The 25,676-nt window shown below is 70.9% G+C and carries 24 protein-coding genes and 1 riboswitch; of the genes, 15 read left to right on the plus strand and 9 right to left on the minus strand.

The genetic code is table 11. From position 1 onward, the window contains the following. Nucleotides 1-60 precede the first annotated feature (60 nt). From LL946_RS06810 to LL946_RS06860, 11 genes are all read left to right on the plus strand, one after another. Nucleotides 61-1,374 (plus strand): fatty acid desaturase family protein, encoded by a 1,314-nt coding sequence (locus LL946_RS06810; RefSeq protein WP_404386098.1) that lies wholly within the window; start codon nucleotides 61-63, stop codon nucleotides 1,372-1,374. A gap of 135 nt (nucleotides 1,375-1,509) precedes the next feature. Then, nucleotides 1,510-1,752, plus strand: a riboswitch (cobalamin riboswitch). Nucleotides 1,753-1,902: 150 nt separating this feature from the next. After that, on the plus strand, nucleotides 1,903-4,326 hold the full coding sequence (locus tag LL946_RS06815; protein WP_404386100.1) for a ribonucleoside-diphosphate reductase subunit alpha: 2,424 nt from the start codon (nucleotides 1,903-1,905) through the stop codon (nucleotides 4,324-4,326). Then, nucleotides 4,323-5,345 carry a ribonucleotide-diphosphate reductase subunit beta gene (locus LL946_RS06820; RefSeq protein WP_404386102.1) on the plus strand — a complete coding sequence of 341 codons (1,023 nt, stop codon included), beginning with the start codon at nucleotides 4,323-4,325 and terminating at the stop codon, nucleotides 5,343-5,345. Before LL946_RS06815 ends, LL946_RS06820 begins: the two co-directional genes overlap by 4 nt. A 219-nt stretch (nucleotides 5,346-5,564) precedes the next feature. Further along, nucleotides 5,565-8,426: a Na+/H+ antiporter subunit A gene (locus tag LL946_RS06825; RefSeq protein ID WP_404386104.1), complete on the plus strand. Its 2,862-nt coding sequence runs from the start codon at nucleotides 5,565-5,567 to the stop codon at nucleotides 8,424-8,426. Beyond that, on the plus strand, nucleotides 8,426-8,929 hold the full coding sequence (locus LL946_RS06830; RefSeq protein ID WP_404386106.1) for a Na(+)/H(+) antiporter subunit C: 504 nt from the start codon (nucleotides 8,426-8,428) through the stop codon (nucleotides 8,927-8,929). The genes LL946_RS06825 and LL946_RS06830 overlap by 1 nt, the downstream gene beginning before the upstream one ends. After that, nucleotides 8,926-10,524: a Na+/H+ antiporter subunit D gene (locus LL946_RS06835; RefSeq protein ID WP_404386108.1), complete on the plus strand. Its 1,599-nt coding sequence runs from the start codon at nucleotides 8,926-8,928 to the stop codon at nucleotides 10,522-10,524. The genes LL946_RS06830 and LL946_RS06835 overlap by 4 nt, the downstream gene beginning before the upstream one ends. After that, nucleotides 10,521-11,048, plus strand: a complete 528-nt coding sequence (locus LL946_RS06840; RefSeq protein WP_404386110.1) for a Na+/H+ antiporter subunit E — start codon at nucleotides 10,521-10,523, stop codon at nucleotides 11,046-11,048. Before LL946_RS06835 ends, LL946_RS06840 begins: the two co-directional genes overlap by 4 nt. Continuing rightward, the gene (locus LL946_RS06845; protein ID WP_404386112.1) at nucleotides 11,045-11,338 is read left to right on the plus strand and encodes a monovalent cation/H+ antiporter complex subunit F; all 294 of its coding nucleotides are present in this window, start codon (nucleotides 11,045-11,047) and stop codon (nucleotides 11,336-11,338) included. Before LL946_RS06840 ends, LL946_RS06845 begins: the two co-directional genes overlap by 4 nt. Further along, complete coding sequence (gene mnhG, locus LL946_RS06850; RefSeq protein ID WP_404386114.1) at nucleotides 11,335-11,694, plus strand: monovalent cation/H(+) antiporter subunit G; 360 nt, start codon at nucleotides 11,335-11,337, stop codon at nucleotides 11,692-11,694. The genes LL946_RS06845 and mnhG overlap by 4 nt, the downstream gene beginning before the upstream one ends. Beyond that, a complete protein-coding gene (locus LL946_RS06855) occupies nucleotides 11,691-12,068 on the plus strand; it encodes a hypothetical protein (protein ID WP_404386116.1) in 378 nt (125 codons plus the stop codon). The genes mnhG and LL946_RS06855 overlap by 4 nt, the downstream gene beginning before the upstream one ends. Then, nucleotides 12,065-12,568: a DUF427 domain-containing protein gene (locus LL946_RS06860; RefSeq protein WP_404386118.1), complete on the plus strand. Its 504-nt coding sequence runs from the start codon at nucleotides 12,065-12,067 to the stop codon at nucleotides 12,566-12,568. The genes LL946_RS06855 and LL946_RS06860 overlap by 4 nt, the downstream gene beginning before the upstream one ends. A gap of 105 nt (nucleotides 12,569-12,673) precedes the next feature. Here the strand turns inward: LL946_RS06860 and LL946_RS06865 are convergent, their stop codons facing one another. The 8 genes from LL946_RS06865 to LL946_RS06900 are packed head-to-tail and all read right to left on the minus strand — an operon-like array spanning nucleotide 12,674 to nucleotide 21,928. Beyond that, a complete protein-coding gene (locus LL946_RS06865; RefSeq protein ID WP_404386120.1) occupies nucleotides 12,674-14,176 on the minus strand; it encodes a CoA-acylating methylmalonate-semialdehyde dehydrogenase in 1,503 nt (500 codons plus the stop codon). Continuing rightward, nucleotides 14,173-15,258 (minus strand): Gfo/Idh/MocA family protein, encoded by a 1,086-nt coding sequence (locus tag LL946_RS06870; RefSeq protein ID WP_404386122.1) that lies wholly within the window; start codon nucleotides 15,256-15,258, stop codon nucleotides 14,173-14,175. Before LL946_RS06870 ends, LL946_RS06865 begins: the two co-directional genes overlap by 4 nt. Beyond that, nucleotides 15,255-17,198, minus strand: a complete 1,944-nt coding sequence (gene iolD, locus LL946_RS06875) for a 3D-(3,5/4)-trihydroxycyclohexane-1,2-dione acylhydrolase (decyclizing) (protein ID WP_404386124.1) — start codon at nucleotides 17,196-17,198, stop codon at nucleotides 15,255-15,257. The genes LL946_RS06870 and iolD overlap by 4 nt, the downstream gene beginning before the upstream one ends. After that, the gene (gene iolB, locus LL946_RS06880; protein ID WP_404386126.1) at nucleotides 17,191-18,114 is read right to left on the minus strand and encodes a 5-deoxy-glucuronate isomerase; all 924 of its coding nucleotides are present in this window, start codon (nucleotides 18,112-18,114) and stop codon (nucleotides 17,191-17,193) included. Before iolB ends, iolD begins: the two co-directional genes overlap by 8 nt. Continuing rightward, nucleotides 18,111-18,989 (minus strand): deoxyribose-phosphate aldolase, encoded by an 879-nt coding sequence (locus tag LL946_RS06885; protein WP_404386128.1) that lies wholly within the window; start codon nucleotides 18,987-18,989, stop codon nucleotides 18,111-18,113. The genes iolB and LL946_RS06885 overlap by 4 nt, the downstream gene beginning before the upstream one ends. Then, on the minus strand, nucleotides 18,989-19,954 hold the full coding sequence (gene iolC / locus LL946_RS06890) for a 5-dehydro-2-deoxygluconokinase (RefSeq protein WP_404386130.1): 966 nt from the start codon (nucleotides 19,952-19,954) through the stop codon (nucleotides 18,989-18,991). Before iolC ends, LL946_RS06885 begins: the two co-directional genes overlap by 1 nt. After that, the gene (locus LL946_RS06895; protein WP_404386132.1) at nucleotides 19,947-20,903 is read right to left on the minus strand and encodes a TIM barrel protein; all 957 of its coding nucleotides are present in this window, start codon (nucleotides 20,901-20,903) and stop codon (nucleotides 19,947-19,949) included. Before LL946_RS06895 ends, iolC begins: the two co-directional genes overlap by 8 nt. Beyond that, a complete protein-coding gene (locus tag LL946_RS06900; RefSeq protein WP_404386134.1) occupies nucleotides 20,900-21,928 on the minus strand; it encodes a Gfo/Idh/MocA family oxidoreductase in 1,029 nt (342 codons plus the stop codon). Before LL946_RS06900 ends, LL946_RS06895 begins: the two co-directional genes overlap by 4 nt. An 89-nt stretch (nucleotides 21,929-22,017) precedes the next feature. Here LL946_RS06900 and LL946_RS06905 point away from each other — a divergent pair, with 89 nt between their 5' ends. Both LL946_RS06905 and LL946_RS06910 read left to right on the plus strand, forming a co-directional pair. Beyond that, entirely contained in the window at nucleotides 22,018-22,758 is a 741-nt protein-coding gene (locus LL946_RS06905) for a GntR family transcriptional regulator (RefSeq protein ID WP_404386136.1), read from the plus strand. Nucleotides 22,759-22,957: 199 nt separating this feature from the next. Then, entirely contained in the window at nucleotides 22,958-23,452 is a 495-nt protein-coding gene (locus LL946_RS06910; protein ID WP_404386815.1) for a helix-turn-helix domain-containing protein, read from the plus strand. Between the two features lie 176 nt (nucleotides 23,453-23,628). On the opposite strand, the gene LL946_RS06915 is transcribed toward LL946_RS06910, so the two are convergent. Continuing rightward, the gene (locus LL946_RS06915; RefSeq protein ID WP_404386138.1) at nucleotides 23,629-24,123 is read right to left on the minus strand and encodes a hypothetical protein; all 495 of its coding nucleotides are present in this window, start codon (nucleotides 24,121-24,123) and stop codon (nucleotides 23,629-23,631) included. A gap of 165 nt (nucleotides 24,124-24,288) precedes the next feature. Here LL946_RS06915 and LL946_RS06920 point away from each other — a divergent pair, with 165 nt between their 5' ends. Together LL946_RS06920 and LL946_RS06925 are read left to right on the plus strand one after the other, a co-directional pair. Beyond that, nucleotides 24,289-25,029, plus strand: a complete 741-nt coding sequence (locus LL946_RS06920; RefSeq protein WP_404386140.1) for an AIM24 family protein — start codon at nucleotides 24,289-24,291, stop codon at nucleotides 25,027-25,029. Nucleotides 25,030-25,100: 71 nt separating this feature from the next. Then, nucleotides 25,101-25,631, plus strand: a complete 531-nt coding sequence (locus tag LL946_RS06925; RefSeq protein WP_404386142.1) for an OsmC family protein — start codon at nucleotides 25,101-25,103, stop codon at nucleotides 25,629-25,631. The last annotated feature ends 45 nt before the right edge of the window (nucleotides 25,632-25,676 follow it).

A 25,676-nucleotide genomic window follows, 5' to 3' on the forward strand; every position in this document is an offset into this window, starting at 1 on the left:
CCACCGGGAGCCCTGGCTCCCGCTCAGGCACACAAGGCGAAGAGTGAAGGAGACCCACCCATGACCCTCGCCCCGGAACGCACCCGCGCCGCCGAGACCGCCAGCGCACCCACCGGCATCAACTCGCGCCTGTCGGTGACGAGCACCGAGCCGCGCCCGCAGCGCCCCGAGCTCAAGAAGTCCGGTCGCCCCAACCCCGCCGCCCACCTCAGCCCGGAGCAGATCGAGGAGATCGGGCGCGAGCTCGACGCGATCCGCGCCGAGGTGATGGACTCACGCGGAGCCAAGGACGCGGCATACATCCGCAAGGTCATCAAGACCCAGCGCTACCTGGAGATGGGCAGCCGAGCCGCTCTCCTCTTCTCCGGCGTGAAGTACCGCGGTGTGCGCCCGTTCTGGTGGATCGGCACCGCGGGCCTCTCGGTCTCCAAGATCCTCGAGAACATGGAGATCGGCCACAACGTCATGCACGGCCAGTGGGACTGGATGCGTGACCCCAAGATCCACTCGACCGCGTGGGAGTGGGACAACGCCTCCCCGTCGAGCCAGTGGAAGCACAGCCACAACGAGATCCACCACACCTTCACCAACGTTCTCGGGCGCGACAACGACCTCGGCTACGGGATCCTGCGCGTCGACGAGGACCAGCGGTGGACGCTGTTCTACCTCTTCCAGCCGATCTGGCACGTCGCCAACGCGCTGATGTTCGAGTACTCCATCGCGGCCTACGACCTCGAGCTCGGCGGCTACCTCGCGAAGAAGAACCGGATGAGCGAGGAGGAGAAGGCGAAGTTCCGCAAGGACGCCCAGGAGGTCGTCGAGAAGATCAAGCGCCAGGCCACGAAGGACTACGTCGTCCACCCGGCGATGTCTGCGGCCACGTTCACCGGCTCGACGCGGCACACCCTCACGGCCAACATCGTCGCCAACCTCGTGCGCAACGTCTGGACCAACACGGTCATCATCTGCGGCCACTTCCCGCCCGGCATCGAGACCTTCGAGAAGACGTCGATCGAGGGCGAGACCCGCGGTGACTGGTACCTGCGCCAGATGCTCGGCTCGGGCAACATCTCCGGCTCCAAGGCGATGCACGTCATGACCGGCAACCTCAGCCACCAGATCGAGCACCACCTCTTCCCGGACATGCCGAGCAACCGCTACGCCGAGATCGCCCCGACGATCCGCGACCTCATGGAGCGCCACGACCTCAAGTACGTCACCGGCTCGCTCGCCAAGCAGGTCGGCGGCGTCTACTGGAAGGTCGTCGAGCTCTCGCTGCCCAACAAGGTCGAGGGCAAGCGCCGCCGCGACACCATACTCAGGGCCGCCAAGAAGGCCATCAAGGGCAAGGGCAACCAGGGCCGCCGCTACTGAGCCACCCTGAGCGGGCACGCTTGACGAAGGTCCCACGGATCGCGGCGTAGACGTCGCGTTCCGTGGGACCTGCTCGTGTGCCCGTCGACACGCCGACACCACATGTGGTCCTCGCGGCCGGAGCAGCCACCACATACGGTGGGTCACGCAGCTGGTTCGGCGCTCCACCCAGGCGCGTCGAGGCAACAGGGAACCCGGTGTGATTCCGGGACTGCCCCGCAGCGGTGAGTGGGAACGACCGCCATCCCACACGGCATACGCCGTGTCGGCAGCACTGCGCCTTCAAGGGCGTGGGAAGCGATGGCCACTAGGCGGCCCGGTGTCAGCACCGGGCCGAGCCCGCGAGTCCGAAGACCTGCCAGCGCACCGTGCCCGCCGGGCACGGTGGTCCGACGCCGCGCGGGACGGCTGACGGCAGGAACGTGTGTGCGTTGCGGCAAACCCTTGGGGTATGCCGTGTGCCCACCTCCCCTCGTCGTCCTCCCCGTGCGACCCGGACCCCAGGTCTGATCTCGCGAGGAGAGAGTCATGACAGTGGTGGAAGCATCCACACGTCCCCAGATGCACGTCCGCAAGCGCAACGGCGACCAGGAGGTCGTCGACGTCGGCAAGATCGTCCGCGCCGTCGAGCGGGTCAGCGCTGACCTGCTCGAGATCGACCCGCTGCGGGTCGCGACCCGCACGATCAGCGGCCTCTACGACGGCGCGAGCACGCAGGAGCTCGACCAGCTGTCGATCCAGACGGCCGCGCAGATGATCGGCGAGGAGCCGCAGTACTCGCGGCTGGCCGCCCGGCTGCTGTCGGGCTACATCGACAAGGAGGTCCGAGGGCAGGGCGTCGCGTCGTTCAGCCAGTCGGTCGCGCTCGGGCACGCCGAGGGCCTCATCGGCGACGAGACCGCTCGGTTCGTCAAGGACCACGCCCGCAAGCTCGACACGGCCGTGGACCCGCTGGGGGACAACCGGTTCGAGTACTTCGGCATCCGCACGGTGGGTGACCGCTACCTGCTGCGTCACCCCACGACACGGCTTGTCATCGAGACGCCGCAGTACTTCATGCTGCGCGTGGCCTGCGGGCTCGCGACGTCGGCGAAGGAGGCCATCGGCTTCTACCGGCTCATGTCGAGCCTGGCCTACCTGCCCTCGAGCCCGACGCTGTTCAACTCCGGCACGCGGCACCCCCAGATGTCGTCGTGCTACCTCGTCGACAGCCCGCGCGACGACCTCGACTCGATCTACTCGCGCTACCAGCAGGTGGCCCGGCTGTCGAAGTTCGCCGGCGGGATCGGCATCGGCTTCTCGCGCATCCGCTCGCGCGGTGCGCTGATCCGCGGCACCAACGGGAAGTCCAACGGCATCGTGCCGTTCCTGCGGACCCTCGACTCGTCGGTGGCCGCGGTGAACCAGGGCGGACGGCGCAAGGGTGCGGCCTGCGTCTACCTCGAGCCGTGGCACCCGGACGTCGAGGAGTTCCTCGAGCTGCGCGAGAACACCGGTGAGGACGCCCGTCGCACCCACAACCTCAACCTCGCCCACTGGGTCCCGGACGAGTTCATGCGCCGCGTCGAGGCCGACGAGACGTGGTCGCTCATCGACCCCGACCAGGCACCCGAGCTCGTCGACCTCTGGGGGCCGGCGTTCGACGAGGCCTACCGCCGGGCCGAGGCCGAGGGCCGCTACGTGCGGCAGGTCAAGGCACGCGACCTCTTCGCGCGGATGATGCGGACCCTCGCCCAGACCGGGCAGGGATGGATGACGTTCAAGGATGCCTCGAACCGGACGTGCAACCAGACGTCGGACTCGGGTGAGGTCGGCGCGCCCATGGTGCACCTGTCCAACCTCTGCACCGAGATCATCGAGGTGTCCTCCGACGGCGAGACCGCCGTCTGCAACCTCGGCTCGGTCAACGTCGCGGCCCACCTCACCGCCGACCGCAGCGAGGTCGACTGGGAGCGGCTCCGCACGACCGTGCGCACCGCCGTGCCGTTCCTCGACCGGGTCATCGACATCAACTTCTACCCGTCACCGGAGTCCGCGGCGTCGAACCCACGCTGGCGGCCCGTCGGCCTGGGGCTCATGGGGCTGCAGGACGTCTTCTTCGCCCTGCGGCTGCCGTTCGACTCGGCCGAGGCGAAGGAGCTGTCGACCCGCCTCTCCGAGGAGATCTACCTGACCGCGCTCGAGGTCTCGAGCGAGCTGGCCGAGCGCGAGGGTGCGCACCCGGCATACGACTCGACCCGGGCGAGCACCGGTGTGCTGCAGCCGGACCTGTGGGACGTGACCGGCACGCAGACGGAGCGGTGGGCCGCGGTCCGCGAGCGCATCGCCGAGCACGGGCTGCGCAACAGCCTGCTCATCGCGATCGCCCCGACGGCGACGATCGCCTCGATCGCCGGCTGCTACGAGTGCATCGAGCCGCAGGTGTCGAACCTGTTCAAGCGCGAGACGCTGAGCGGGGAGTTCATGCAGGTCAACAGCGCCCTCGTGCGCGAGCTCAAGTCGCGTGACCTGTGGAGCCCGGAGATCCGCGAGCAGATCAAGCGGGCCGAGGGCTCGGTGCAGGGCCTGACCGCCCTGCCCGAGGACGTGCGCGTGCTCTACCGCACCGCGTGGGAGCTGCCACAGCGGGCGCTCATCGAGCTCGCCGCCGCCCGTCAGCCGTTCATCGACCAGAGCCAGAGCCTCAACCTCTTCCAGGCGTCGCCGACCATCGGCAAGCTCAGCTCGATGTACCTCTTCGCGTGGAAGTCCGGGCTCAAGACGACCTACTACCTGAGGTCGCGACCGGCGACCCGGATCCAGCAGGCGACGACGAGCGTCGCTGGAACGACCGCGTATGCCGGAACCTCACCTGCTGCATCCGCCCCCGGTGACGCGGCGCTCACCATCACCGACGAGGCGGCAGTCGCCTGCTCCCTCGAGAACCCCGAGACCTGCGAGGCATGCCAATGACCCTGTCCCACACCGACACCCGGATGCTGCTCGACCCGGGGATGAACCTCACCCTGCGGCCGATGCGCTACCCGCACTTCTACGACCGCTACCGCGACGCCATCAAGAACACGTGGACGGTCGAGGAGGTCGACCTGCACTCCGACCTCGCCGACCTGCACAAGCTCACGGCGGCCGAGCGGCACCTCGTGTCACGGCTCGTGGCGTTCTTCGCCACCGGCGACACGATCGTCGCCAACAACCTCGTGCTCAACCTCTACCAGCACATCAACTCGCCGGAGGGGCGCCTCTACCTGTCGCGCCAGCTCTTCGAGGAGGCGGTGCACGTGCAGTTCTACCTCACGCTGCTCGACACCTACGTGCCCGACGAGGCCGAGCGGCACGAGGCGTTCGCGGCGGTCGACACCATCCCGTCGATCAAGCACAAGGCCGACTTCTGCTTCCGCTGGATCGACTCCGTCTTCGACCTCGACGCCCTCGAGACGCGGGAGCACCGGCGGGCCTTCCTGCTCAACCTCATCTGCTTCGCAGCGGTGATCGAGGGTCTGTTCTTCTACGGCGCGTTCGCCTACGTGTACTTCCTGCGGTCGCGCGGGCTGCTCAACGGGCTGGCGTCGGGGACGAACTGGGTCTTCCGCGACGAGTCGATGCACATGGCGTTCGCGTTCGACGTCGTCGACACCGTCCGCGAGGAGGAGCCCGAGCTCTTCGACGACGAGATGGCCGCGCAGGTCCGGCAGATGCTCGTCGAGGGCGTCGAGGCAGAGGCGCAGTTCGCCGAGGACCTCCTCGGTGGTGGCGTCGCCGGGCTCTCGACCTCCGACATGCGCAGCTACCTCGAGCACGTCGCCGACCGGCGGATGCAGCGGCTCGGGCTCGACCCGATCTTCGGGTCACCGAACCCGCTCGCCTTCATGGAGCTCCAGGACGTCCAGGAGCTGTCGAACTTCTTCGAGCGCCGCGTCTCGGCCTACCAGGTGGGGGTGAGCGGCTCGGTCGGCTTCGACGAGGACTTCTGAGTCGTCGAAGGCACCACGCACGTATGCCGTGTGCCCACGCAGGGGTGGGCGCACGGCATACGTGTGTCGAAGGTGCGGTGAGCACCCGGCATACCGGGCCCTGCCACGCAGCAGCCATAATTGACCCACCAGGGATGTTGTCCCGGGGAGCTGGTCGTTGCGACGACTGACCTCAGTCAACCCCCACCCCACAGGCCCACTGCGCGGATGGAGGCACTCATGATCACGATCGTGACGCTGCACTTCCTCGCGGCAGCCCTCGCGCCCTTCCTCGTCCGGCGGCTCGAGCGGCGCACCTTCCTGGTCCTCGCCCTCGTGCCGCTCGGCTCGTTCGTCTGGCTGCTCGGCCAGGCCGAGGCGGCCTTTGACGGTGACGTGCGCACCGAGCGCGTGGAGTGGATACCCACGATCGACGTGCAGATCGACCTCGCGCTCACGCCGCTCAACGCGGTCATGGCCCTCGTCGTCACCGGCGTCGGAGCGCTCGTCCTGGCCTACTGCCGCTGGTACTTCCGCGAGGGCGACCGCGAGATGTGGCGCTTCTCAGCGGTGCTCACGGCGTTCGCCGGGTCGATGCTCGGGCTCGTCGTGTCCGACAACCTCTACGTGCTGTTCGTCTTCTGGGAGCTCACGACGATCCTGTCGTTCCTGCTCATCGGTCACAACCCCGAGCGCAAGGCCAACCGCCGGGCCGCGATGAACGCCCTCATCGTCACGACCTTCGGCGGGCTCGTCATGCTCACCGGGCTCTTCGTCCTCGGGCACGAGGCCGGCACCGCGCGCATCTCCGAGATCCTCGCCACGCCGCCGGAGGGCACCGCGACGACGGTCGCCGTCCTCCTCATCCTCATCGGCGCGATCAGCAAGTCCGCGCTCGTGCCGTTCCACTTCTGGCTGCCGGGGGCGATGGCGGCGCCCACCCCCGTGAGCGCCTACCTGCACGCCGCGGCCATGGTCAAGGCCGGCGTCTTCCTCGTCGCGCTCCTGGCGCCCGCGTTCTCGGACATCCCCGGCTGGCGACCGCTGCTGCTCACGACCGGCATCGTCACGATGGTCGTCGGTGGGCTGCGGGCGCTGCGCCAGCACGACATCAAGCTGCTGCTCGCCTACGGCACCGTGAGCCAGCTTGGCTTCCTCATCGCCGTCGTCGGCGCGGGCACGCAGGCCGCGGCGTTCGCCGGGCTCGCGCTCGTCCTCGCCCACGCCCTCTTCAAGTCGGCGCTCTTCCTCGTCGTCGGTGTCATCGACCGCAGCACCGGCACCCGCGACCTGCGCGAGCTCACCGGACTGCACCGCTCGCTGCCCGTCGTCTTCGTCGCGACCCTGCTCGCCGCCGCCTCGATGGCCGGGCTCCCGCCGCTGCTCGGGTTCACCGCCAAGGAGGCCGCCCTCGCGGCGTTCCTCGACCTCGGGGAGGACGCCTCCCTCGGTGTGTGGGGGATCGTGGCGCTCGTCGGCCTCGTCGTCGGCTCGACCCTCACCGTCGCCTACACCGCGCGCTTCGTCTGGGGCGCCTTCGGGATCCGCTCCGTCAGGCCGCCGACGGTGACGCCGCAGCGCGTCGGCTTCGTCGTGGCCCCGGCGCTCCTGGCCGGGCTCTCGCTCGTCGGCGGCTTCTCGGGTGGTTTCCTCACGCCACGACTCATGGCGTATGCCGGTGACCTCCCTCGCGGGGCCCACGAGCCACTGCTCACGCTCTGGCACGGCTTCACCCCGGCACTCGGTCTGTCGGTCCTCGCCGTCACCGCCGGCCTGCTGCTCTGGGTCGCCCGGCGTGCCGTGGCTTCGGCGCAGCACCGGCTGGTCGAGCGGCTGCACCTGCCCGAGGCCGAGCTGGTCTACCACGGCATCATCCGCGGGGTCGACCGCCTCTCGATCGAGATCACCGGCCGCACCCAGCGGGGTTCGCTCCCCGTCTACGTCGGGATCACGCTGCTCGTCCTCGTGGTCATCCCCGGCATCGCGCTCGTGCAGGCGTGGGAGGGAGTGCGGCTGCGCGGGCCGGACAACCTGTTCCAGGTCGCCATCGTCATTGTCGTCGTCCTCGCCGCGATCCTCACCGTCCGCTCCCGTCGACGTCTGCGCGCGGTGCTGCTGCTGGGCGTGACCGGCTACGGCACCGCGCTGCTCTTCGTGGCCCACGGCGCACCCGACCTCGCGCTGACCCAGGTGCTCGTCGAGACCTTCTCCGTCGTGACGTTCGTGCTCGTCCTGCGCCGGCTCCCACCGTTCTTCTCCGACCGTCCCTTCACCTCCGCCCGGCGCATCCGGGTCGCCGTCGGCTGCCTCGTCGGCCTCGCCGTCGGCGGCTACGCCCTGCTCTCGGCCAGCGCGCGCACGGCTCGACCCGTGGGACTCGACTTCGCCGAGCCGGCCTACGACTACGGCGGTGGCAACAACATCGTCAACGTGACGCTCGTCGACATCCGGGTGTGGGACACGTTCGGCGAGCTCGCCGTCCTCGTCGTCGCGGCCACCGGTGTCGCCAGCCTGATCTTCCTGCTCACCGACCGGGCGACCTCCCACCGAGAGAGACGGCGTGCCCGGGCCGATGACGCGGCGGCTGGGTGGCTGCGCGGGGCGGGGCTCATCGCCGACCGGCGCCGTTCCGTCGTGTTCGAGATCGTCGCCCGCGTCGTCTTCCCGGTGCTCATGGTCTTCTCGATCTACCTCACGTTCGCCGGGCACAACCTGCCCGGTGGCGGGTTCGCCGGTGGGCTCATCGCCGGCCTCGCGCTCATGGTCCGCTACCTCGCCGGAGGCCGGGCCGAGCTCGACTCCGCGGCCCCGGTCGACGCCGGCGTCGTGCTCGGCTCCGGGCTCGTCATCGCCGCCCTGTCGGGGGTGGTGCCGGCGCTGCTCGGCTACAACGCGTTCCAGAGCGGGATCTTCGACATTCCCACCGGCCTGTTCGGCTACGAGGTCCACCTCGTGACGTCGCTCTTCTTCGACCTCGGCGTCCACCTCGTCGTCGTCGGTCTCTCGCTCGACGTCCTGCGCAGCCTCGGCGGCGGCATCGACAAGCAGGGCGAGGACCAGGGCGAGATCGAGACCGCGAACGGAGAGGTGTCGATCGCCTGATGGCCACCAACTACGTCCTCATCATCGCCATCGTCGTCCTCGTCGCCTGCGGGACCGTCCTCGTCCTCGAGCGCAGCCTGACCCGCATCCTCGTGGGCTTCGTCATGCTCGGCAACGGCGTCAACCTCACCTACCTCGTCGCCTCCGGCCCCGCGGGGGACGCACCGATCACCGGCCTGGGCGACGGCGAGATGACCGACCCGCTGCCGCAGGCGATGGTGCTCACCGCCATCGTCATCACGCTCGGCGTCACCGCGTTCGGGCTCGCGCTGGCCTACCGCGCCTGGCAGCTGACCGGCCACGACGACGTGCAGGACGACCTCGAGGACGACCTCGTGCGCCGCCGGGCCGACCTCGACCACCCGTCCGCGTCGTTCGACGACATCGCTGCCGGCATCCCCGACGAGGAGGGCGAGGACCTCCCCTCCGCGCCGACCGGCGTCACCGACGAACAGCTCGCCGCGGACCTCGCGGCCGAGGACGCACGCGAGGAGGGCCGATGACCCAGATCGTCGTCCTCCCCGTCCTCCTGCCGCTCCTCGGCGCCGGGCTCTGCCTCGTCTTCGGACGCTCGGCTCGCGCCCAGCGGCTCATCTCCGTCGTCGTGCTCACCACGGTCGTCGTCACGGCCGGGACCCTGCTGGTGCGGGCCGACCGCTACGGCCCGCAGTCGGTGCAGATCGGCGGCTGGGGACCCGACATCGGCATCTCGCTCATCGCCGACCGCCTGTCCGCCCTCATGCTGCTCGTGTCGACCTTCGTCACCCTTTGCGTCCTGCTCTACTCGTTCGGGCAGGGCATCGTCGAGTACGGCCGCGAGACCCCGCTGTCGGTCTTCCACCCGACCTTCCTCGTGCTCAGCGCCGGGGTGTCCAACGCCTTCCTCTCGGCGGACCTGTTCAACCTCTTCGTCGGGTTCGAGGTGCTGCTCGCGGCGAGCTACGTGCTCATCACCCTGGGCGGCACCGAGGCCCGGATCCGCGCGGGGACGATCTACGTCATCGTCAGCCTCATCTCGTCGGCGATCTTCCTCGTCGCCATCTCCTGCGTGTATGCCGCGACCGGCACCGTGAGCTTCGCGGAGCTCGCCGGCCGCATCGGGGACCTGCCTCCCGGCGTCGCCCAGATGCTGCAGCTGCTCCTGCTCACGACCTTCTGCATCAAGGCGGCGGTCTTCCCCCTGTCGGCCTGGCTGCCGGACTCGTACCCGACGGCGCCCGCGCCCGTCACGGCCGTCTTCGCCGGCTTGCTCACCAAGGTCGGCATCTACGCCATCGTCCGCACCCAGACGCTGCTCTTCCCCGGCGACGGGCTGCGCGGGCTGCTGCTGTGGGCCTCGATCCTCACGATGGTCATCGGCATCCTCGGCGCCGTGGCGCAGTCGGACATCAAACGAATCCTGTCCTTCACGCTGGTGAGCCACATCGGGTTCATGCTCTTCGGGATCGCGTTCGCCACCCAGCTCGGCCTCTCGGGTGCGATCTTCTACATCGCGCACCACATCACCGTGCAGACCGTGCTCTTCCTCGTGGCCGGGCTCATCGAGTACCGCAGCGGCACGACGAACCTCAGCCGCCTCGGTGGCCTGGCCCGGTCGGCACCGGTGCTGTCGGTGGTCTTCTTCATCCCCGCGATGAACCTGGCCGGCATACCCCCGTTCTCCGGGTTCCTCGGCAAGGTCGCGCTCGGTCAGGCGGGGGTCGCCGACGGCGACTGGCTGGCCCTCACCACGGTGGCGGCCTCGATCGTCACGAGCCTGCTCACCCTCTACGCCATCGCCAAGGTGTGGAACCGGGCCTTCTGGCAGCCGGCCCCGGACGCCGACCACCAGCACGAGGACGAGGACGACTGGTCGCACGGACCCCTGCACGGCCACGGCCAGGTGTCGACCGGCACGCAGGTCACGACGATGTGGCAGAAGGTCGCGACCACGCAGCGGCTCCCGATGGCGATGGGCCTGCCGACGGTCCTGCTCGTGACGTTCAGCGTCGGGCTCACCGTGCTCGCCGGCCCGCTGTTCGGGATCACCGACCGTGCGGCCGCCGAGCTGCTCGAGCGCACGCCCTACGTCCAGGCCGTCCTCGGGGACCGGCCGTGAGCGGGGCGCTGCCGATGGTCGTCGGCCTCACACTCATCTGGGTCCTCCTCTGGGGCGCCGTCACGCCGACGGTCGTCGTCGGCGGGGTCCTCGCCTCGGTCCTCGTCGTCACCGTGTTCCCGTTCCCGAAGGCCCCGTGGACCTGGGTGGTCCGGCCCTGGCCGACGCTCGTCCTCGCGGTGCGCTTCTTCTGGGACCTCGTCCGCGCCAGCATCGAGGTGTCCTGGTTCGCCCTCCGGCCGAGCGGACCCCCGCCGAGCGCCATCCTGCGAGTCGGCCTGCGCACGCGGTCCGAGCTCGTCATGACCATCACGTCCGAGCTGGTCTGCCTCGTCCCCGGCTCGCTGCTCGTCGAGCTCGTGCCCGAGGAGGGCGCCATCTACCTGCACGTCATGGACGCCCGCACCCCCGAGCGGGTCGCGGCGTTCCACCAGTCCGTCCTCGACCAGGAGGAGCGTGTCGTCAAGGCGTTCGCCCCCCGCGAGGAGCGCGACGCCGTGTGCAGCCAGGAGGCGGCGCCGTGATCGTCGTCGGCATCATCTGCGCGGTCCTCCTCGCCATCGGCGGCGTGCTCTGCCTCGTCCGTGTCGTGCGCGGCCCCTCGATGCTCGACCGGACCGTCGCCACCGACGTCTTCGTCGCCTCCATCGTCGGCGCGGTCGGCGTCCACGCGGCCGTCGGGCGCTACTCGAGCACGGTGGCGGTGCTCCTCGCGCTGTCACTCGTCGGGTTCCTGGGGTCGGTGAGCATCGCCCGGTTCGCGGCCCGCGACGGTGACGGCAGCCCCCACCTCGAGGACGGTGACCACCCGTGATCGACATCCTCGCCGGTGCGTGCCTCCTCCTCGGTTCGATGCTCGCCCTCATCGCCGGCATCGGCCTCGTCCGCTTCCCTGACGTCCTCACCCGCATGCACGCCGCGACCAAGCCCCAGTCGCTCGGCATCCTCCTCGTCCTGCTCGGGCTCGCGCTCCGGGTCGAGGACCGCAGCTCCCTGACCGTCATCGCCCTGGCCGCGATCTTCCAGCTCGTCACCGCACCCGTCTCGGCGCACATGCTCGGCCGAGCCGCCCTGCGAGCCGGGCACATCGACCGCACCCGCCTGACCCGCGACGACCTCGCCGAGCAGGACGGCGGGACCTCGTCCAGCCGTGAGAAGGGCGCGCCATGAGCAGGGTCACCGAGGTGGTCGGTGTCTACGACGCCGACGGCGGGTTGCGCGGAGAGCTCGCCTACGTCGTCGGGCACCTCCTCGGCCGTGTCGAGTGCTCCCTGTGCGACGTCACCCACGCCGCGGTGCGCCGCAAGCCCGAGTGGGACGCGATGGCCGCCCGGCTTCCCGTCACCGTCCGGCTCGTGCACCGCAACGAGACCACCGCCACGGAACGGGCGGCCTGGGCGACGGTCGGGCTCCCGGTGGTGCTCGGCGCGACGGTCGACGGAGACCACGTCGTGCTGCTCGACCGCGAGGCCCTGGGCTCGCTCGAAGGGTCGGTCGAGGCGTTCGAGCAGGCTCTGGGCCGCGCACTCGAGGTCGCGACATGAGCGACCCACACCCCGTCCGCGAGGTCCCCGCCCCCGGCCAGGAGTCGGTGTGGGACTACCCGCGCCCCCCGCGGGTCGAGCCGACCGACGAGACCGTCGAGATCCGCCTCGGTGGGCGGCTCGTCGCCCGCTCGACCCGGGCGCTGCGCGTGCTCGAGACGAGCCACCCACCGACCTACTACCTGCCGGTCGAGGACTTCACCGAGGGAGCGCTGCGACCCGCGCCCGGCTCGAGCTGGTGCGAGTTCAAGGGCACGGCGGCATACCTCGACGTCGTCGGAGGTGACGTGACCGCGCGAGGTGCCGCGTGGACCTACCCCGACCCGACGCCGGGCTTCGAACCCCTCGTCGGCCACGTCGCCGTCATGCCCGCGGCCATGGACGAGTGCACCGTCGACGACGAGGTCGTCGTGCCGCAGGAGGGCGGCTTCTACGGCGGCTGGATCACGAGCCGCGTCGTCGGCCCCTTCAAGGGAGCCCCGGGCACCCGCGGCTGGTGACCCAACGCCCGGTCCCCCTGTGCGACTTATTGCCCCTTTCGGCCCGTTCCAGCGAAGGTTCCGGACGAGCGGAGGGGGCCGAAAGGGGCAATAAGTCGGTGGTGGTCAGGTGTTCTGGGGGAACCCGAGCTCGATCCCGCCGTGGCTGGGGTCGAGCCAGCGCGAGGTGACGACCTTGCCGCGGGTGAAGAAGTGCACGCCCTCCATCCCGTGGGCGTGGCTGTCGCCGAAGAGCGAGTTCTTCCAGCCGCCGAACGAGTAGTAGGCCATCGGCACGGGGATCGGCACGTTGATGCCGACCATGCCGACCTCGACCTCGTTCTGGAAGCGCCGGGCAGCGCCGCCGTCGTTGGTGAAGATCGCGGTCCCGTTGCCGTAGGGGTTGGAGTTGATGAGCTCCAGGCCCTCGTCGTAGGACTGCACGCGCAGCACGGAGAGCACCGGCCCGAAGATCTCGTCCTGGTAGACCGACATCTCCGGCGAGACCCTGTCGAAGAGCGTCGGGGCGAGGAAGAAGCCGTCCCCGTCGGCGTCGAAGTCGGCCTCACGACCGTCGACCACGAGCTCGGCACCTGCCTCGACCCCCGCGTCGAGGTAGGACGCGACCTTGTCGCGGTGCTGCTGGGTCACGAGCGGCCCCATGTCGGTGCCCCGGGTGCCGTCACCGGTGACGAGCTTGCCGACCCGGTCCTTGATCTTCTCGATGAGCTCGTCGGCGATGGGCTCGACGGCCAGCAGGGCCGAGATCGCCATGCAGCGCTCGCCGGCCGAGCCGAACCCGGCGTTGACGGCGGCGTCGGCCGCGAGGTCGAGGTCGGCGTCGGGCAGGACGAGCATGTGGTTCTTGGCGCCGCCGAGGGCCTGGACCCGCTTTCCGTTCGCCGTGCCCGTCTCGTAGACGTAGCGGGCGATGGGGGTGGATCCGACGAAGGACACGGCGCGCACGTCCGGGTGCGTCAGCAGGGCGTCGACCGCCTCCTTGTCACCGTGGACGACGTTCATGACGCCGTCGGGCAGCCCGGCCTCGCGCCACAGGTCCGCGATGGCGACGGTCGCCGACGGGTCCTTCTCACTCGGCTTGAGCACGACCGCGTTGCCGCAGGCGATCGCCACCGGGACGAACCACAGCGGCACCATCGCGGGGAAGTTGAACGGGGAGATCACCGCGACGACACCCAGCGACTGCCGGATCGAGTAGACGTCGACCTTGGTGGACGCGTTCTCGGTGAAGCCGCCCTTGAGCAGGTGCGGGATGCCGCAGGCGAACTCGACGACCTCGAGCCCGCGCGTCACCTCGCCGAGCGCGTCGGACAGCACCTTGCCGTGCTCGGCGGTGATGAGGGCGGCGATGTCCTCCTTGCGCTCGTTGAGCAGCTCGCGGAAGCGGAAGAGCACCTGCGTGCGCTTCGACAGCGACGAGCTGCCCCAGCCCGAGGCCCACGCCTCCTTCGCGGTCGCGACGACGGCGGCCACGTCGTCGGCGGTGGCGAGGTCGAGGGCGCCGGTCTCCTCACCCGTGGCGGGGTTGAACACCGGGCTGGTGCGTCCGACGGGGCCGTCCCAAGGGCGACCGGCGACGTGGTGGGTGATGCGGGTGGGAGTGCTCATGACGGTTCCTTCATGCTGGATGCGTTCTGGGACAACGTGTGTGGGTCGACGAGGTCGACCGTGACTCGCTCGCCCGTGGCGAGTGAGGCCATTCCCGCAGTGGAGACGGCCGTGGCGGCATACCCGTCCCAGGCGGACGGACCGACGAGGTGGCCCGAGCGCACCGAGTCGACCCACGCCTGGACCTCGAGGTCGTATGCCGTGGCGAACCTCTCGCGGTAGTCCGCCGGGACGCTGCCGCCCCACTGGCCGACCCCGTCGGCGGCGAGTGAGGTGGAGTAGGCGCCCGACGACGGCCGCCCGATGACGACCGACCCGCGCTCCGCAACCGCCTCGCACCGGACCTCGTAGCCGACCTGGCTGTTGACGAACACCTCGTTGGTGACGATCCCGCCGCCGGCCATCGTGAAGATCGCGACCTGCGGGTCGATGACACCCTCGGCGGCGTGCGAGGTCGGAGCGGGCGAGAGCACCTGGATGGCGACCACCTCCTCGCCGAAGAGGAAGCGCGAGACGTCGACCTCGTGCACGAGGCTGTCGCGCACGATCATCTCGGAGCGGAAGTCCGCACTCGGGACCGACGCGTTGCGATGGACGTTGTGCAGCAGCAGCGTCCGGCCGAGCGACCCTCCCGCGAGCACCGCCCGCAGCCGGGCGTACTCGGGGTCGAACCGCCGCATGAACCCGACCTGCACGAGCGGGCGGCCCAGCCGGGCCTTCGCCTCGCGGTCGGCGCGGACGATCCGCAAGGAGGACTCGGAGTCCATCGTCAGCGGCTTCTCGCAGAGCACCGGCTTGCCGGCGGCGATGCAGGCGAGCACCTGCTCCTCGTGGACGAACCCGGGCGAGGCGAGGACCACCGCGTCGACGTCGTCGGACGCGATGAGCTCGAGGGCGTCACCGTGCGAGCGCACGGCGTCGTAGCGGGTCGCGAGCTCCTTGGCGCGCACCTCGTCGGGGTCGGCGACGGCGACGAGCTCGGCGTGGGCCGTGCGCCGGGCGAGCCGGTCGACGTGGTCGGCACCCATGATCCCGACGCCGACGACGCCAACGCGCACGGGAGCGGTGACGGCGGCGGTCATGATCCCTCCCCCGGTGCGAGGAACGGGCGCTGGTCCTGCTTGTGCTCGACGTAGTCCGCATGGGCCGACTGCGTCGAGGACAGGTCACTCACCTCGGCGACCGGCACGTCCCACCAGCTCTCGCTGTCCGGCGCGAAGACCCGCGGGTCGGTCTCGACGTGGATGACGACGGGCCCACCGTCGGACGGCCACGCCTTGGCTGCGGCGATCGCGTCGGCGAGCTCGTCGCGCGAGTGGACCTCGATGACGTGCGCGCCGAGGCTGCGGGCGTTCGCGGCGAGGTCGACCGGCAGGACGTCGCCGTCGAGGCGGTGCGACCCCTCGCCACGCATCCGGTAGGACGTGCCGAACCGCTGCGAGCCGAGACCCTCCGACAGCGAACCGATCGAGTGGAACCCGTGGTTCTGGACGAGCACGATGACGACCTTGACCCGCTCCTGGACGGCGGTGACGAGCTCGGTGGGCATCATGAGCCAGCCACCGTCGCCGACCATCGCGAAGACGTCGCGGGTCGGGTCGGCGAGTCGGATCCCGATCGAGGCGGGCACCTCGTAGCCCATGCAGGAGTAGCCGTACTCGACGTGGTAGCCCTTGCGGTCGCGCACCCGCCACAGCTTGTGCAGGTCGCCGGGCATCGAGCCGGCGGCGCAGAGGACGACGTCGCGCGGGTCGCTCAGCTCGTTGACGGCGCCGATGACCGACGCCTGGGTGAGCAGACCGTCGGCCAGCGCGTCGGTGACCGAGGACGGCGGGTCGTATGCCGTCTGCACGGCCTTGTCCCACCGGCGCCACAGGGTGCCCTGCCGCTTGCGGAAGGTGTCGGAGACCGACCACCCGTCGAGGGCGTCGGTGAGGGCGACCAACGACTCGCGGGCGTCGGCGACGACCGCGACGCCCGACTGCTTGCCGGCGTCGAACCCGGCGATGTTGAGGTTGACGAAGCGGACACCCCTGCGCGCGAACGCCGTCCGCGACGCGGTGGTGAAGTCCGACCAGCGTGTTCCCACACCGATGACGACGTCGGCCTCGGCGGCGAGGGCGTTGGCCGCCGTCGTGCCGGTGGAGCCCACGGCGCCCACGAGCTGGGGGTGCCCGTGCAGCAGCGAGCCCTTGCCGGCCTGGGTCTCGGCGACAGGGATGCCGGTCGCTTCGGCGAAGGCGGCCAGTGCCTCCTCGGCCCCCGAGTAGTGCACGCCACCGCCGGCCACGACCAGCGGCTTGCGCGCCGAACGGACCACGTCGGCCGCGGCAGCGATCCGCGACGCCTCCGGCACCGGTCGGGCCACGTGCCACACCCGCTCGTCGAAGAGCTCGACCGGCCAGTCGAACGCCTCGGCCTGCACGTCCTGAGGCAGCGAGATCGTCACAGCGCCGGTCTCGACGGGGTCGGTGAGCACCCGCATGGCCGACAGCAGTGCCGACGGAAGCTGCTCGGGCCGGTTCACCTCGTCGAAGAAGCGCGACAGCGGACGGAAGGCGTCGTTGACGGTGACGTCGCCGGCATACGGCGTCTCGAGCTCCTGGAGGACCGGGGCCGAGACGCGCGTCGCGAAGGTGCCGGACGGCAGCAGCAGCACCGGGATCCGGTTGATCGTCGCCAGCGCGGCACCGGTGAGCATGTTCGTCGAGCCGGGTCCGACCGAGGCCGTGCAGACCCACGTCTGGAGACGGTCCTTCTGCCGCGCGTAGCCGACGGCGGTGTGGACCATCGCCTGCTCGTTGCGGGCCAGGACGTAGGGCAGGTCGGCGATGCGGCCGGCCTTCGACGCGGAGAGCTCCTCCTGCAGCAGCGCCTGCCCGATCCCGGCGACGTTGCCGTGCCCGAAGATCCCCAGGCACCCGGCGAAGAGCCGCTGTCGCTCGCCGTCGCGCTCGGACCACTGCTGGCCCAGGAAGCGGATCGTCGCCTGCGCGACCGTGAGCCGCACGGTCTCACCCATCGTTGCCACCCTTGTCGTCGCTGAACGGAAGTCTGGGGTCCACCGGCTCCCCGGTCCACCCCTCGCGCACCCACGCGTGTGCGGGGTCGTCGCAGATGAGCCAGGCACGCTCGGTGCCGGGACCGGCCATGACGTTGAGGTAGTAGAGGTCGGCGTTCGGTGCGGCCATCGCCGGTCCGTGCCACCCGTGCGGCACAAGCACCACGTCACCGGTACGGACCTCGGCGAGCACGTCGATCGGCCGGTCGTCGGTGCCGTAGACGCGCTGGTAGCCGACCGGGTCCGCGCCCCGCGGGTCGGTGGAGCGCGCCTCGAAGTAGTAGATCTCCTCGAGCTCGGACTCCTCGCCCGGCCGGTCCTCGTCGTGCTTGTGCGGAGGCCACGAGCTCCAGTTGCCGGCCGGGGTGAGGACCTCGCAGACAAGAATGGCATCCGCGTGCAGGGTTGGAGGCAGCCCGAAGGCCCGCACCTCGCGGCTCGCGCGCCCGGCTCCCCGCAGCTCGGCCCCGGCCTCGTCGGCGGCGATCCGGCGCGGCTCGCGGTCCGTGGTGGCGCGGGCGCCACAGAGGGCCACGCGCGCACCAGTTCCGCTGTCGCGCACCGTGATCGTGCGCCTCCGCGGGACGTATGCCGTGTCGCTCGGTCCCTCGAACACGCTCCCGCGGCCGTCGAGCGAGATCGACTCGCCGCCCTCGATGTCAAGGGTCACCGAGCCGGACAGCGGCACGACGACGAGCTCCTCGTCACCCGTGTCGTGGGTGAGCGAGCCGCCGGCGTCGAGGTGGGCGACCCGGAGCGACGTGTGCTGCCACCCGTCGACCTCGTCGGTGACGGACACCGCGAACTCCCCGTCGGAGGCTTCACCGAGCGCACGCACCCACCGGGTGTTGTCGGCACCGACGCCGGCGCGGCTCACGAGCCGCCCCCGTGGACGAGGCCGGACGCGATGTCGACGGCGGCCGCGACGTCGCCGTCCGGGGGATAGAGCAGGGCACGCCCGACGACCAGGCCGGAGACCGACGGGAGCGAGAGCGCGTCGGACCACGCGGCATACGTGTCCTGCGCGTCGCCCTGGGGGTCGCCGCCGAGGAGGAGGGTCGGCATCGTCGTCGCGTCCATCACGCGGGCGAGGTCGTCGACGACCGGCAGCTTGAGCCAGGTGTGGGCGCTGCTCGCGCCGAGCCCGCTGGCGATCGCGATCGACGCGATGGTGGAGTCGGGGTCGAGGAGGTTGCGGACCCTGCCGTCCTCGACGACGGACAGGAAGGGCTCGACCATCGCCATGAGCTCGTGTGCCGCGAGCTCGGTGACAGCGCGAGCGCTGGCCTCGAGGGTGGCCGCCGTGCCGGGGTCGCCAAGGCAGATGCGGGTGAGCATCTTGCCGCCGTCGAGGCCGCGGGCGGCCAGCTCGGCCGCGGTGTAGGCAGTGAAGCGGTCGTCGAGCTCGAACACCGCTCCCTGGAGGCCACCGCGGTTCATCGAGCCGATGGCGACCTTGTCGTCGAGGGCGCCGAGCAGGAGGAGGTCGTCGAGGACGTCGGGCGTGCCCAGCACCCCGTCGACGCCCGGCCGGGCGAGAGCGGTCACGAGGCGGTCGAGCAGCTCGGTGCGGCTCGCCATCGCCGTGGCGTTGCCGCGCACGCCGAGTGCCCCGCGGGCCGGGTGGTCGGCGGCGACGAGCAGCATCCGGCCGTCGTCGGCGACGAGCGGACGGCGACGACGCTCGGACCAGGCCTTGGCGATGCGCCCGGGCTCGGTCGCCCGGATGCGGGTGATCTCGGCAAGGTCCATCACTGCCCCACCGCCGCTCGCAGGGAGTCCTCGACCTCGTCGGTCGTGGGCATCGCGGTCGAGCACTCGAGCCGGCCCGCGACGATCGCGCCGGCCACGTTGGCGAACTCGAGGACCCGGCGCAGGTCCCAGCCGGCGAGGAGCCCGTGGACGAAAGCGCCACCGAACGCGTCACCGGCACCGAGACCGTTGACGACCTCGACCGGGAACGGTGCGACCTCGACCCGCTCCTCGCGGGTCGCGGCGAGCACGCCCTTGGGTCCCTGCTTGACGACGGCGAGCTCGAGCCCGCGCTCGAGCAGCGCGTCGGCGGCACGGTGCGGGTCGGTCTCGCCGACGGCGACCTCGCACTCCTCACGGTTGCCGATGGCGATGGTCACGTGCTCGAGCGCCTTGCCGACCTGCTCACGGGCCTCGGCCGGATCGGCCCAGAACATCGGCCGGTAGTCGAGGTCGAGGATCGTGTGCTGCTGTCGCTCCCGCGCCTCCCACGCCGCGAAGTGCGCCGAGCGAGAGGGCTCCTGGGACAGGCCGGTCACCGTCGACCAGTAGACGCGTGCGTCGCGGATGTCCTCGACGGGCAGTTCGGACGCCTCGATGAGCAGGTCGGGAGGCGCGGGGTACCGGTAGAAGTAGAGGGGGAAGTCGTCCGGCGGGAACACCTCACAGAAGGTCACCGGCGTCGGCGGTCCGTCGCCCTCGATCTCGGTGATGTGCACCGGGTCGATGCCCAGGCGCTCGGCCTCGAGTCGCACGTAGCGCCCGAACGGGTCGCGCCCGACCTTGGTCACGAGGCTGACGCGGCGGCCGTGGCGGGCGGCGGCGACGGCGACGTTGGTCGCGCTCCCACCGAGGAACTTCTGGAAGGTGCTGACCTCCTCCAGGCCCACCCCGTGCTGGAGGGGGTAGATGTCGACACCCGTGCGCCCCATCGCGACGAGGTCGTATGCCGGCCGCTCACCCATCGCTGCGCCCGCCGTCCCCGCTTGCGTCCGCCGAGGTGACGGCGGGACCCCCAGAGGGGCGGACGTTGTGGATGAAGTCGATGGAGGCGCGGACGTCGGCCAGCGGGTCGACGCCGGTCTCGGCGGGCGGCCCGGTGAGGATGGTGTCCTGCTCGAGGACGTACCACCCGGCATACCCGTCGTTCTCGAGCGAGCCCACGATCGCGGCGATGTCGACGTCACCCTCGCCGAGCGGGACGTACATCCCCTGGCTCACGCCGTCGGTGTAGGTGAGGCTGCCGGCACGCACGCGCTCGGCGATGTCGAGGCGCACGTCCTTGAGGTGGACGTGGCCGATGCGACCGGGGTGGGCACGAGCGATCTGGACCGGGTCGCCGCCGCCGATGAGCAGGTGGCCGGTGTCGAGGCACAGCCCGATGCGCGAGCCCGCGAGCACCCGCTCGGTCTCCTCGCCCGACTCGACGAGCGTGCCGACGTGCGGGTGCAGGGTGGCGGTCAGCCCTCGCGCCTCGGCGGCCGCCGTCACGAGGTCGAGGTTCGCCAGGAGGGTGTCCCACTGGGCGTCGTCGAGCTCGGGGCGGGCGTCGTAGCCCTCCACCCCCGTGGCCGCGGCGACGACGACCGTGGTCGCGCCGGCGACGGTGAGCGCCTCCATGGCGGACTCGACCTCGGGCAGGGGGTCGTGGCCGGGGTCATGCAGCACGACCGGCACGAACTGGCCGACGGCGCGCAGGCCCGCCGCCTCGAGGGCCTCCGCCTTGGCGACCGGCTCGTCGGGCAGGAAGCCGTCGGGCCCGAACTCGGTCGCGACGATCCCGACCTCGCGCATCTCGCGGAGCACGGAGTCGACGGCGAGCTGGAACCCCCAGCCGGGGACCTCGCAGACGCCCCACGAGATCGGGGCGCCGGCAATCCGGTCGGAGACGGACGGGCGGGCGGTGGTGCTCATGCAGTGGCCTTCGCTCGGACGGGGGCATCGGGGATCTCGGACATGGCGACGACGCGTCGCTGAGCCCTGGACAGCTCGCAGGCCTCGGCGGTGCGGAAGGCCTGGAGGGCGTCTCGGACCGTGCACGGGCTGGGCGCCCGACCGGCGGCGACGTCGCAGAACGCGGTGAGCTCCGCGCGGTAGGCCGCGAGGAAGCGCTGCATGAATGACCGGTGCGCCGGCCCGGCGGGGAAGGTCACGCCGTCCTCGGCGGAGCGCAGCGCGAGGGAGTCGTCGAGGCCGACGGCGATGCTGCCGTCGGACCCCATGACCTCGAGCCGCACGTCGTGGCCACCGCCGCTGTAGCGGGTGGCCGTCGCGGTGACGAGCGTGCCGTCGTCGAGCGTGAGCACGGCCGCGGCGGTGTCGACGTCACCGGCGGCGCCGAAGAACGCGGCGCCCTTGTTCTCACCCGTGGCGTAGACGGTCTCGACCTCGTGCCCGGTGACGAAGCGGACGATGTCGAAGTCGTGCACCGAGCAGTCGCGGAAGATGCCGCCGCTCGTCGGGATGTAGGCCGCGTGCGGCGGCTCCTGGTCGTGGGTCAGGGCGCGCAGCGCATGGATCGTGCCGAGCTCGCCGGACTCGACGGCGGCCCTCGCGCGCCGATAGCCCGCGTCGAAGCGGCGCTGGAAGCCGATGTGGACCGGCGTCTCGCTGGCCTCGCTCAGCTCGGTGAGCGCGATCGTCTCGTCGAGGGTGGCGGCGACCGGCTTCTCGCAGAACGTCGGTATGCCGGCCGCGAGCGCCTGCCGGAGCAGTGCGGCGTGCGCCGTGGTCGCCGTCGTGATGACGAAGGCGTCGAGGCCCGAGGTGAGGAGGGTGTCGATGTCCGGCGCGTGGCGCAGGCCCTGCTCCGTGGCGACGCGCTCGGCGAGGGCCGCGTCGAGGTCGGCGACGACCACCTCGTCGACGGCGTCGAGCCCCGCCAGGGTGCTCGCGTGGAACGCTCCGATGCGGCCCACACCGGCCAGTCCGATCCTCATGCCGAGAACTGTTCCGCGCCGCTGACCCTCCTGTCAACCTTTGTCAGGACATATGGTCATTTGTTCTCCTCTTCGCTACTGTGCCCGACATGACCGCACAGCTCGTGGACGTGAGCATCGACCGGACGTCGCCGGTCCCGCTCTACCACCAGCTGTCCGAGCAGCTGTGCGCCGCCATCACCGACGGACGACTCCAGCCGGGCGACCCGTTCGAGAACGAAGTCGCTCTGGCACAGCGCCTTTCGCTCTCCCGACCCACGGTCCGGCGAGCGATCCAGGAGATGGTCGACAAGGGCCTGCTGGTCCGCCGCCGCGGTCTCGGCACGACAGTGGCCAACCGCAAGGTGCACCGCCGGGTCGCCCTGAGCAGTCTCTTCGACGACCTCTCCCGTGAGGGCCGTGAGCCGAGGACCGTCCTGCTGGAGCACGACACCGTCCTCGACGAGAGCGCCGCTGCAGCCCTCGACCTCCCCGCCGACACCCCTCTGCTCGCGATCGTCCGGCTTCGACTGGCCGGGGACGCTCCGCTCGCGGTGATGCGCAACTGGCTGCCGCCGGCATACGGAGACATCTCGCGTGACGAGCTCGAGGCGACCGGCCTGTATGCCGCGTTGCGCGCCCGCGGCGTGCATGCCGTCGTGGCGCACCAGTCGATCGCCGCGCGGATGCCCACCCCCGCCGAGCGCAGGCACCTGCGGATCCGGGGCACGCAACCCGTCCTGACGATGACCCGGATGGCCTTCGACGGCTCAGGGGGCGCGGTCGAGTACGGCGACCACAGCTACCGCGCCGAGGACTACACGATCGACCTCATGGTCGACGAGCGCTGAGCCCACACCGACTGCTGGGTCCACGATCCACAGGGTGGCCGGTCGCGTCGACCTCGTCCACAGGTTCGTGGGACCCGAGTGACGGTCGCCGTCACTGTGGGCTCTCATGGCACCCATGAGTCAGGACATCCCCGACCGTTCGCTCACAGACGGTCACGCGATCGGCGCAGCGATGCGCCTGGCCCGACGCCGGCTCGGAATGAACCAGAGAGGGCTGGCCCATGCCCTGGGCTGGGACCGGGCGAAGGTGGGGCGCTGGGAGGCCGGAGCAGTCCCGGCGGGTTTCGACGAGGTGCTCGCCCTGCTGCGCATCCTGGGATTCGGTGTCCACCTCACCGACCCCCACGCCGGATCGTGGTCCGCGTGGGACGGCCCGGCCGAGCACGTCGTCGACCGAGCCGGTCGTCGCTTCCCGGCACACCTCGAGCTCTGCGAGGAGCACGAGCTCTCCCCCTGGAACTGGACCAGGCACCGCGGGGAACCCTCGCCACTGGCGTCCGGGACCTCGTTCCGACGTCGGACGCAGGCCACGGTCGTCGCCGAGGAAGCACGGCGGGGGTCCGCGCTCGATGCTCCCTGTGCCCCGGATCCACCCGGTCCGACAGCTTCGACAGTTCCGACAGCGCCGACAACGTCAGGAGCTCGGTCCACTCCGACACTCGACGAGTCGTCATCCCCGACGCGGACATCCTGAGCGCGCCAGCCCGCTCCGCACCATGCCGCCGCGGCGCTGTGCACTGCTGCACCTCACTGCAGCAGTGCACAGCGCTGAGCGAGGACCATGTCGGGGCGGCCGCCCGCGAGCGCTGTCCCCCTCGCCCTCAGGTCACCCGGTGTCACGACCAGCCCGGTGTCACGCCCAGCCCGGTGTCACGACCAGTTCGGCGGAGGCGGCGGGGGTGGCGGCGGGCTCTGGCTCGGTGCGGGCGGGAGGGGAGCGGACTCCTCCGCGGCAGATGGCGTGGAAGGTGCCGGAGGAGGGGGCGCGGGCGGCTGGACGCCGCCCGACGCCGTCGACGCGGAGCCGGGCGGAGGGGGCGGAGGAGGAGGACTCGCCTGGGACCCCGGCATCCCGGGTCCGCCGGCCATCCCGGGGGGCGGCGGGGGTGTCGTCCGCAGCGCGAAGGAGGTCAGACCACCCTGCTGCTCGGCCTCGCGCAGGGCCGCCATGACCCGGTCGCGCTCACCCTCCGGTGCCGCACGACCGGTCGCCTCGAGGTAGGCGATGACCCCCAGGTCGCGGAGGTACTTCTCAGCCGCGGCCGAGGTCGTGCCGGGGGTGTTGATGCCGGCCTGCGCCATCGCCCCGTCGGCCTTCGCCGCGAGCTCGGTCGCTGCCGCCTTGGCCTTGTCGAGGAAACCCATGACTGCCTCCTGGAACCCGGTCGACCGCGCGTCGACCTGTTCCTCCAAACGATAGGTCCGTGCTCGCCGGGTCGAATACGTTTGGGAGCAATCCGCGTCGGACCCTCGAGGGCACGGTCGGCGTGACCGCGGGACCGGCGAAGCTGCACTGACAGGGGTTCGACGATGGCCATCCACGGCTCGCTCTTCACCGACCACCAGGAGAACGCGTCGCAGGACCCGTTCTCCCACCAGAACAAGAAGCTGCTCAAGATCCAGATGGGCTACGGCGCGGTCTACGCCAAGTCGGGGAGCATGGTCGCCTACCAGGGCGACGTCCGCTTCCAGAACACCGGTGCCGGCGGGATGTCGAAGTTCGTCAAGTCGGCAATGACCGGCGAGGGCGTCAGCGTCATGAAGTGCGAGGGGCAGGGCGAGCTCTTCGTGGCCGACCTGGCCAAGGAGATCCAGATCATCTACCTCCAGGACGACCTGGTCTCGGTCAACGGCAACAACGTCCTGGCCTTCTCCGGCTCGATCGACTGGGACATCCACCGGCTGCAGGCACGGGGCGCGGCGATGACCGGTGGCCTCTACAACGTGTCGCTGCGCGGGACCGGCTACGTCGCGATCACGACCGACGGCGAGCCGGTGGCGCTCAACGTCGCGGGTGGCAACACCTTCGCCGACGCCCAGTCGGTCGTGCTATGGACCGCCGGGGTGCGCAGCGACATCCGCATCGACACCGGAGGCCTCAAGTCCATGCTTCGCGGCGGCTCCGGCGAGATGCTGCAGATGGCGTTCTCCGGCGAGGGCTACGTCCTGGTCCAGCCGAGCGAGTCGGTGCAGGACGGCAGCCACAAGGCCGCCGGCCAGTCCGGCGGCGGTGGGCTGGGCGGCAACCTCGGCAACATCCTCGGCGGCTGATCCGTCCACCCACCCCCCCCCGTTCGGCGGCCGAACCACGGGCGAGGGAAGGAGCAGGCAGACTCTCCCTCATGCACGAGCTGCACGAACCGATGGACGCCGCCACCCTCCGAGCCCTTCAGGCACCCCTCAAGGACCTCTACAAGGAGGAGCCGGACGAAGCCGTCGTGCACCTCACGGCCCGCGCCGACTGGCGCGACCCCGGCATCACGACGAGCGTCGACGTCTGGTCCGGTCGCACCCGCGCCGGGCTCCACCCCGCCACCGGCGGCGACGGTGACGACGCCTGCTCCGCCGACATGCTGCTCGAGGCCGTGCTCGCCTGCACAGGTGTGACGATGCGCGCGGTGGCGACCTCCATGAAGATCGTCGTCCGCGGCGCACACCTGCGCGCGGACGGCGAGTTCGACGCCCGGGGCACCCTCGGTGTCGACCGTGACGCCGTCGTCGGGATGACGGGCATGAGCATCACGGCCACCCTCGACACCGACGCCGACGACGCGGCCCTGGCCCGCCTCGCCACCGCCACCGAGCGCTACTGCGTCGTCGGCCAGAGCCTCGCCACGCCCCCCACGGTCAGGATCCGCCGGGCCGCACGGTGAGCCTGTTCCCAGCGGGCGTGTCAGGAGCACTCAGGCAACCCTCGT

Origin of the sequence: Knoellia locipacati, from assembly GCF_044791685.1 — a bacterium.
In the GTDB taxonomy this organism is placed as follows: Bacteria; Actinomycetota; Actinomycetes; order Actinomycetales; family Dermatophilaceae; genus Knoellia; species Knoellia locipacati_A.

Excerpts from the sequence above, each read along its gene's own strand:
- LL946_RS06835 (WP_404386108.1), top strand. The coding sequence starts at position 8,926 with ATGACCCAGATCGTCGTCCTCCCCGTCCTCCTGCCGCTCCTCGGCGCC.
- LL946_RS06895 (WP_404386132.1), bottom strand. The coding sequence starts at position 20,903 with ATGAGCACCACCGCCCGCCCGTCCGTCTCCGACCGGATTGCCGGCGCC.
- LL946_RS06825 (WP_404386104.1), top strand. The coding sequence starts at position 5,565 with ATGATCACGATCGTGACGCTGCACTTCCTCGCGGCAGCCCTCGCGCCC.
- LL946_RS06915 (WP_404386138.1), bottom strand. The coding sequence starts at position 24,123 with ATGGGTTTCCTCGACAAGGCCAAGGCGGCAGCGACCGAGCTCGCGGCG.
- LL946_RS06860 (WP_404386118.1), top strand. The coding sequence starts at position 12,065 with ATGAGCGACCCACACCCCGTCCGCGAGGTCCCCGCCCCCGGCCAGGAG.
- LL946_RS06910 (WP_404386815.1), top strand. The coding sequence starts at position 22,958 with ATGAACCAGAGAGGGCTGGCCCATGCCCTGGGCTGGGACCGGGCGAAG.
- LL946_RS06885 (WP_404386128.1), bottom strand. The coding sequence starts at position 18,989 with ATGGACCTTGCCGAGATCACCCGCATCCGGGCGACCGAGCCCGGGCGC.
- LL946_RS06815 (WP_404386100.1), top strand. The coding sequence starts at position 1,903 with ATGACAGTGGTGGAAGCATCCACACGTCCCCAGATGCACGTCCGCAAG.
- LL946_RS06900 (WP_404386134.1), bottom strand. The coding sequence starts at position 21,928 with ATGAGGATCGGACTGGCCGGTGTGGGCCGCATCGGAGCGTTCCACGCG.
- LL946_RS06820 (WP_404386102.1), top strand. The coding sequence starts at position 4,323 with ATGACCCTGTCCCACACCGACACCCGGATGCTGCTCGACCCGGGGATG.
- LL946_RS06920 (WP_404386140.1), top strand. The coding sequence starts at position 24,289 with ATGGCCATCCACGGCTCGCTCTTCACCGACCACCAGGAGAACGCGTCG.
- LL946_RS06855 (WP_404386116.1), top strand. The coding sequence starts at position 11,691 with ATGAGCAGGGTCACCGAGGTGGTCGGTGTCTACGACGCCGACGGCGGG.
- LL946_RS06925 (WP_404386142.1), top strand. The coding sequence starts at position 25,101 with ATGCACGAGCTGCACGAACCGATGGACGCCGCCACCCTCCGAGCCCTT.
- LL946_RS06870 (WP_404386122.1), bottom strand. The coding sequence starts at position 15,258 with ATGACCGCCGCCGTCACCGCTCCCGTGCGCGTTGGCGTCGTCGGCGTC.
- LL946_RS06905 (WP_404386136.1), top strand. The coding sequence starts at position 22,018 with ATGACCGCACAGCTCGTGGACGTGAGCATCGACCGGACGTCGCCGGTC.
- LL946_RS06810 (WP_404386098.1), top strand. The coding sequence starts at position 61 with ATGACCCTCGCCCCGGAACGCACCCGCGCCGCCGAGACCGCCAGCGCA.
- LL946_RS06830 (WP_404386106.1), top strand. The coding sequence starts at position 8,426 with ATGGCCACCAACTACGTCCTCATCATCGCCATCGTCGTCCTCGTCGCC.
- LL946_RS06865 (WP_404386120.1), bottom strand. The coding sequence starts at position 14,176 with ATGAGCACTCCCACCCGCATCACCCACCACGTCGCCGGTCGCCCTTGG.
- iolC (WP_404386130.1), bottom strand. The coding sequence starts at position 19,954 with ATGGGTGAGCGGCCGGCATACGACCTCGTCGCGATGGGGCGCACGGGT.
- iolD (WP_404386124.1), bottom strand. The coding sequence starts at position 17,198 with ATGGGTGAGACCGTGCGGCTCACGGTCGCGCAGGCGACGATCCGCTTC.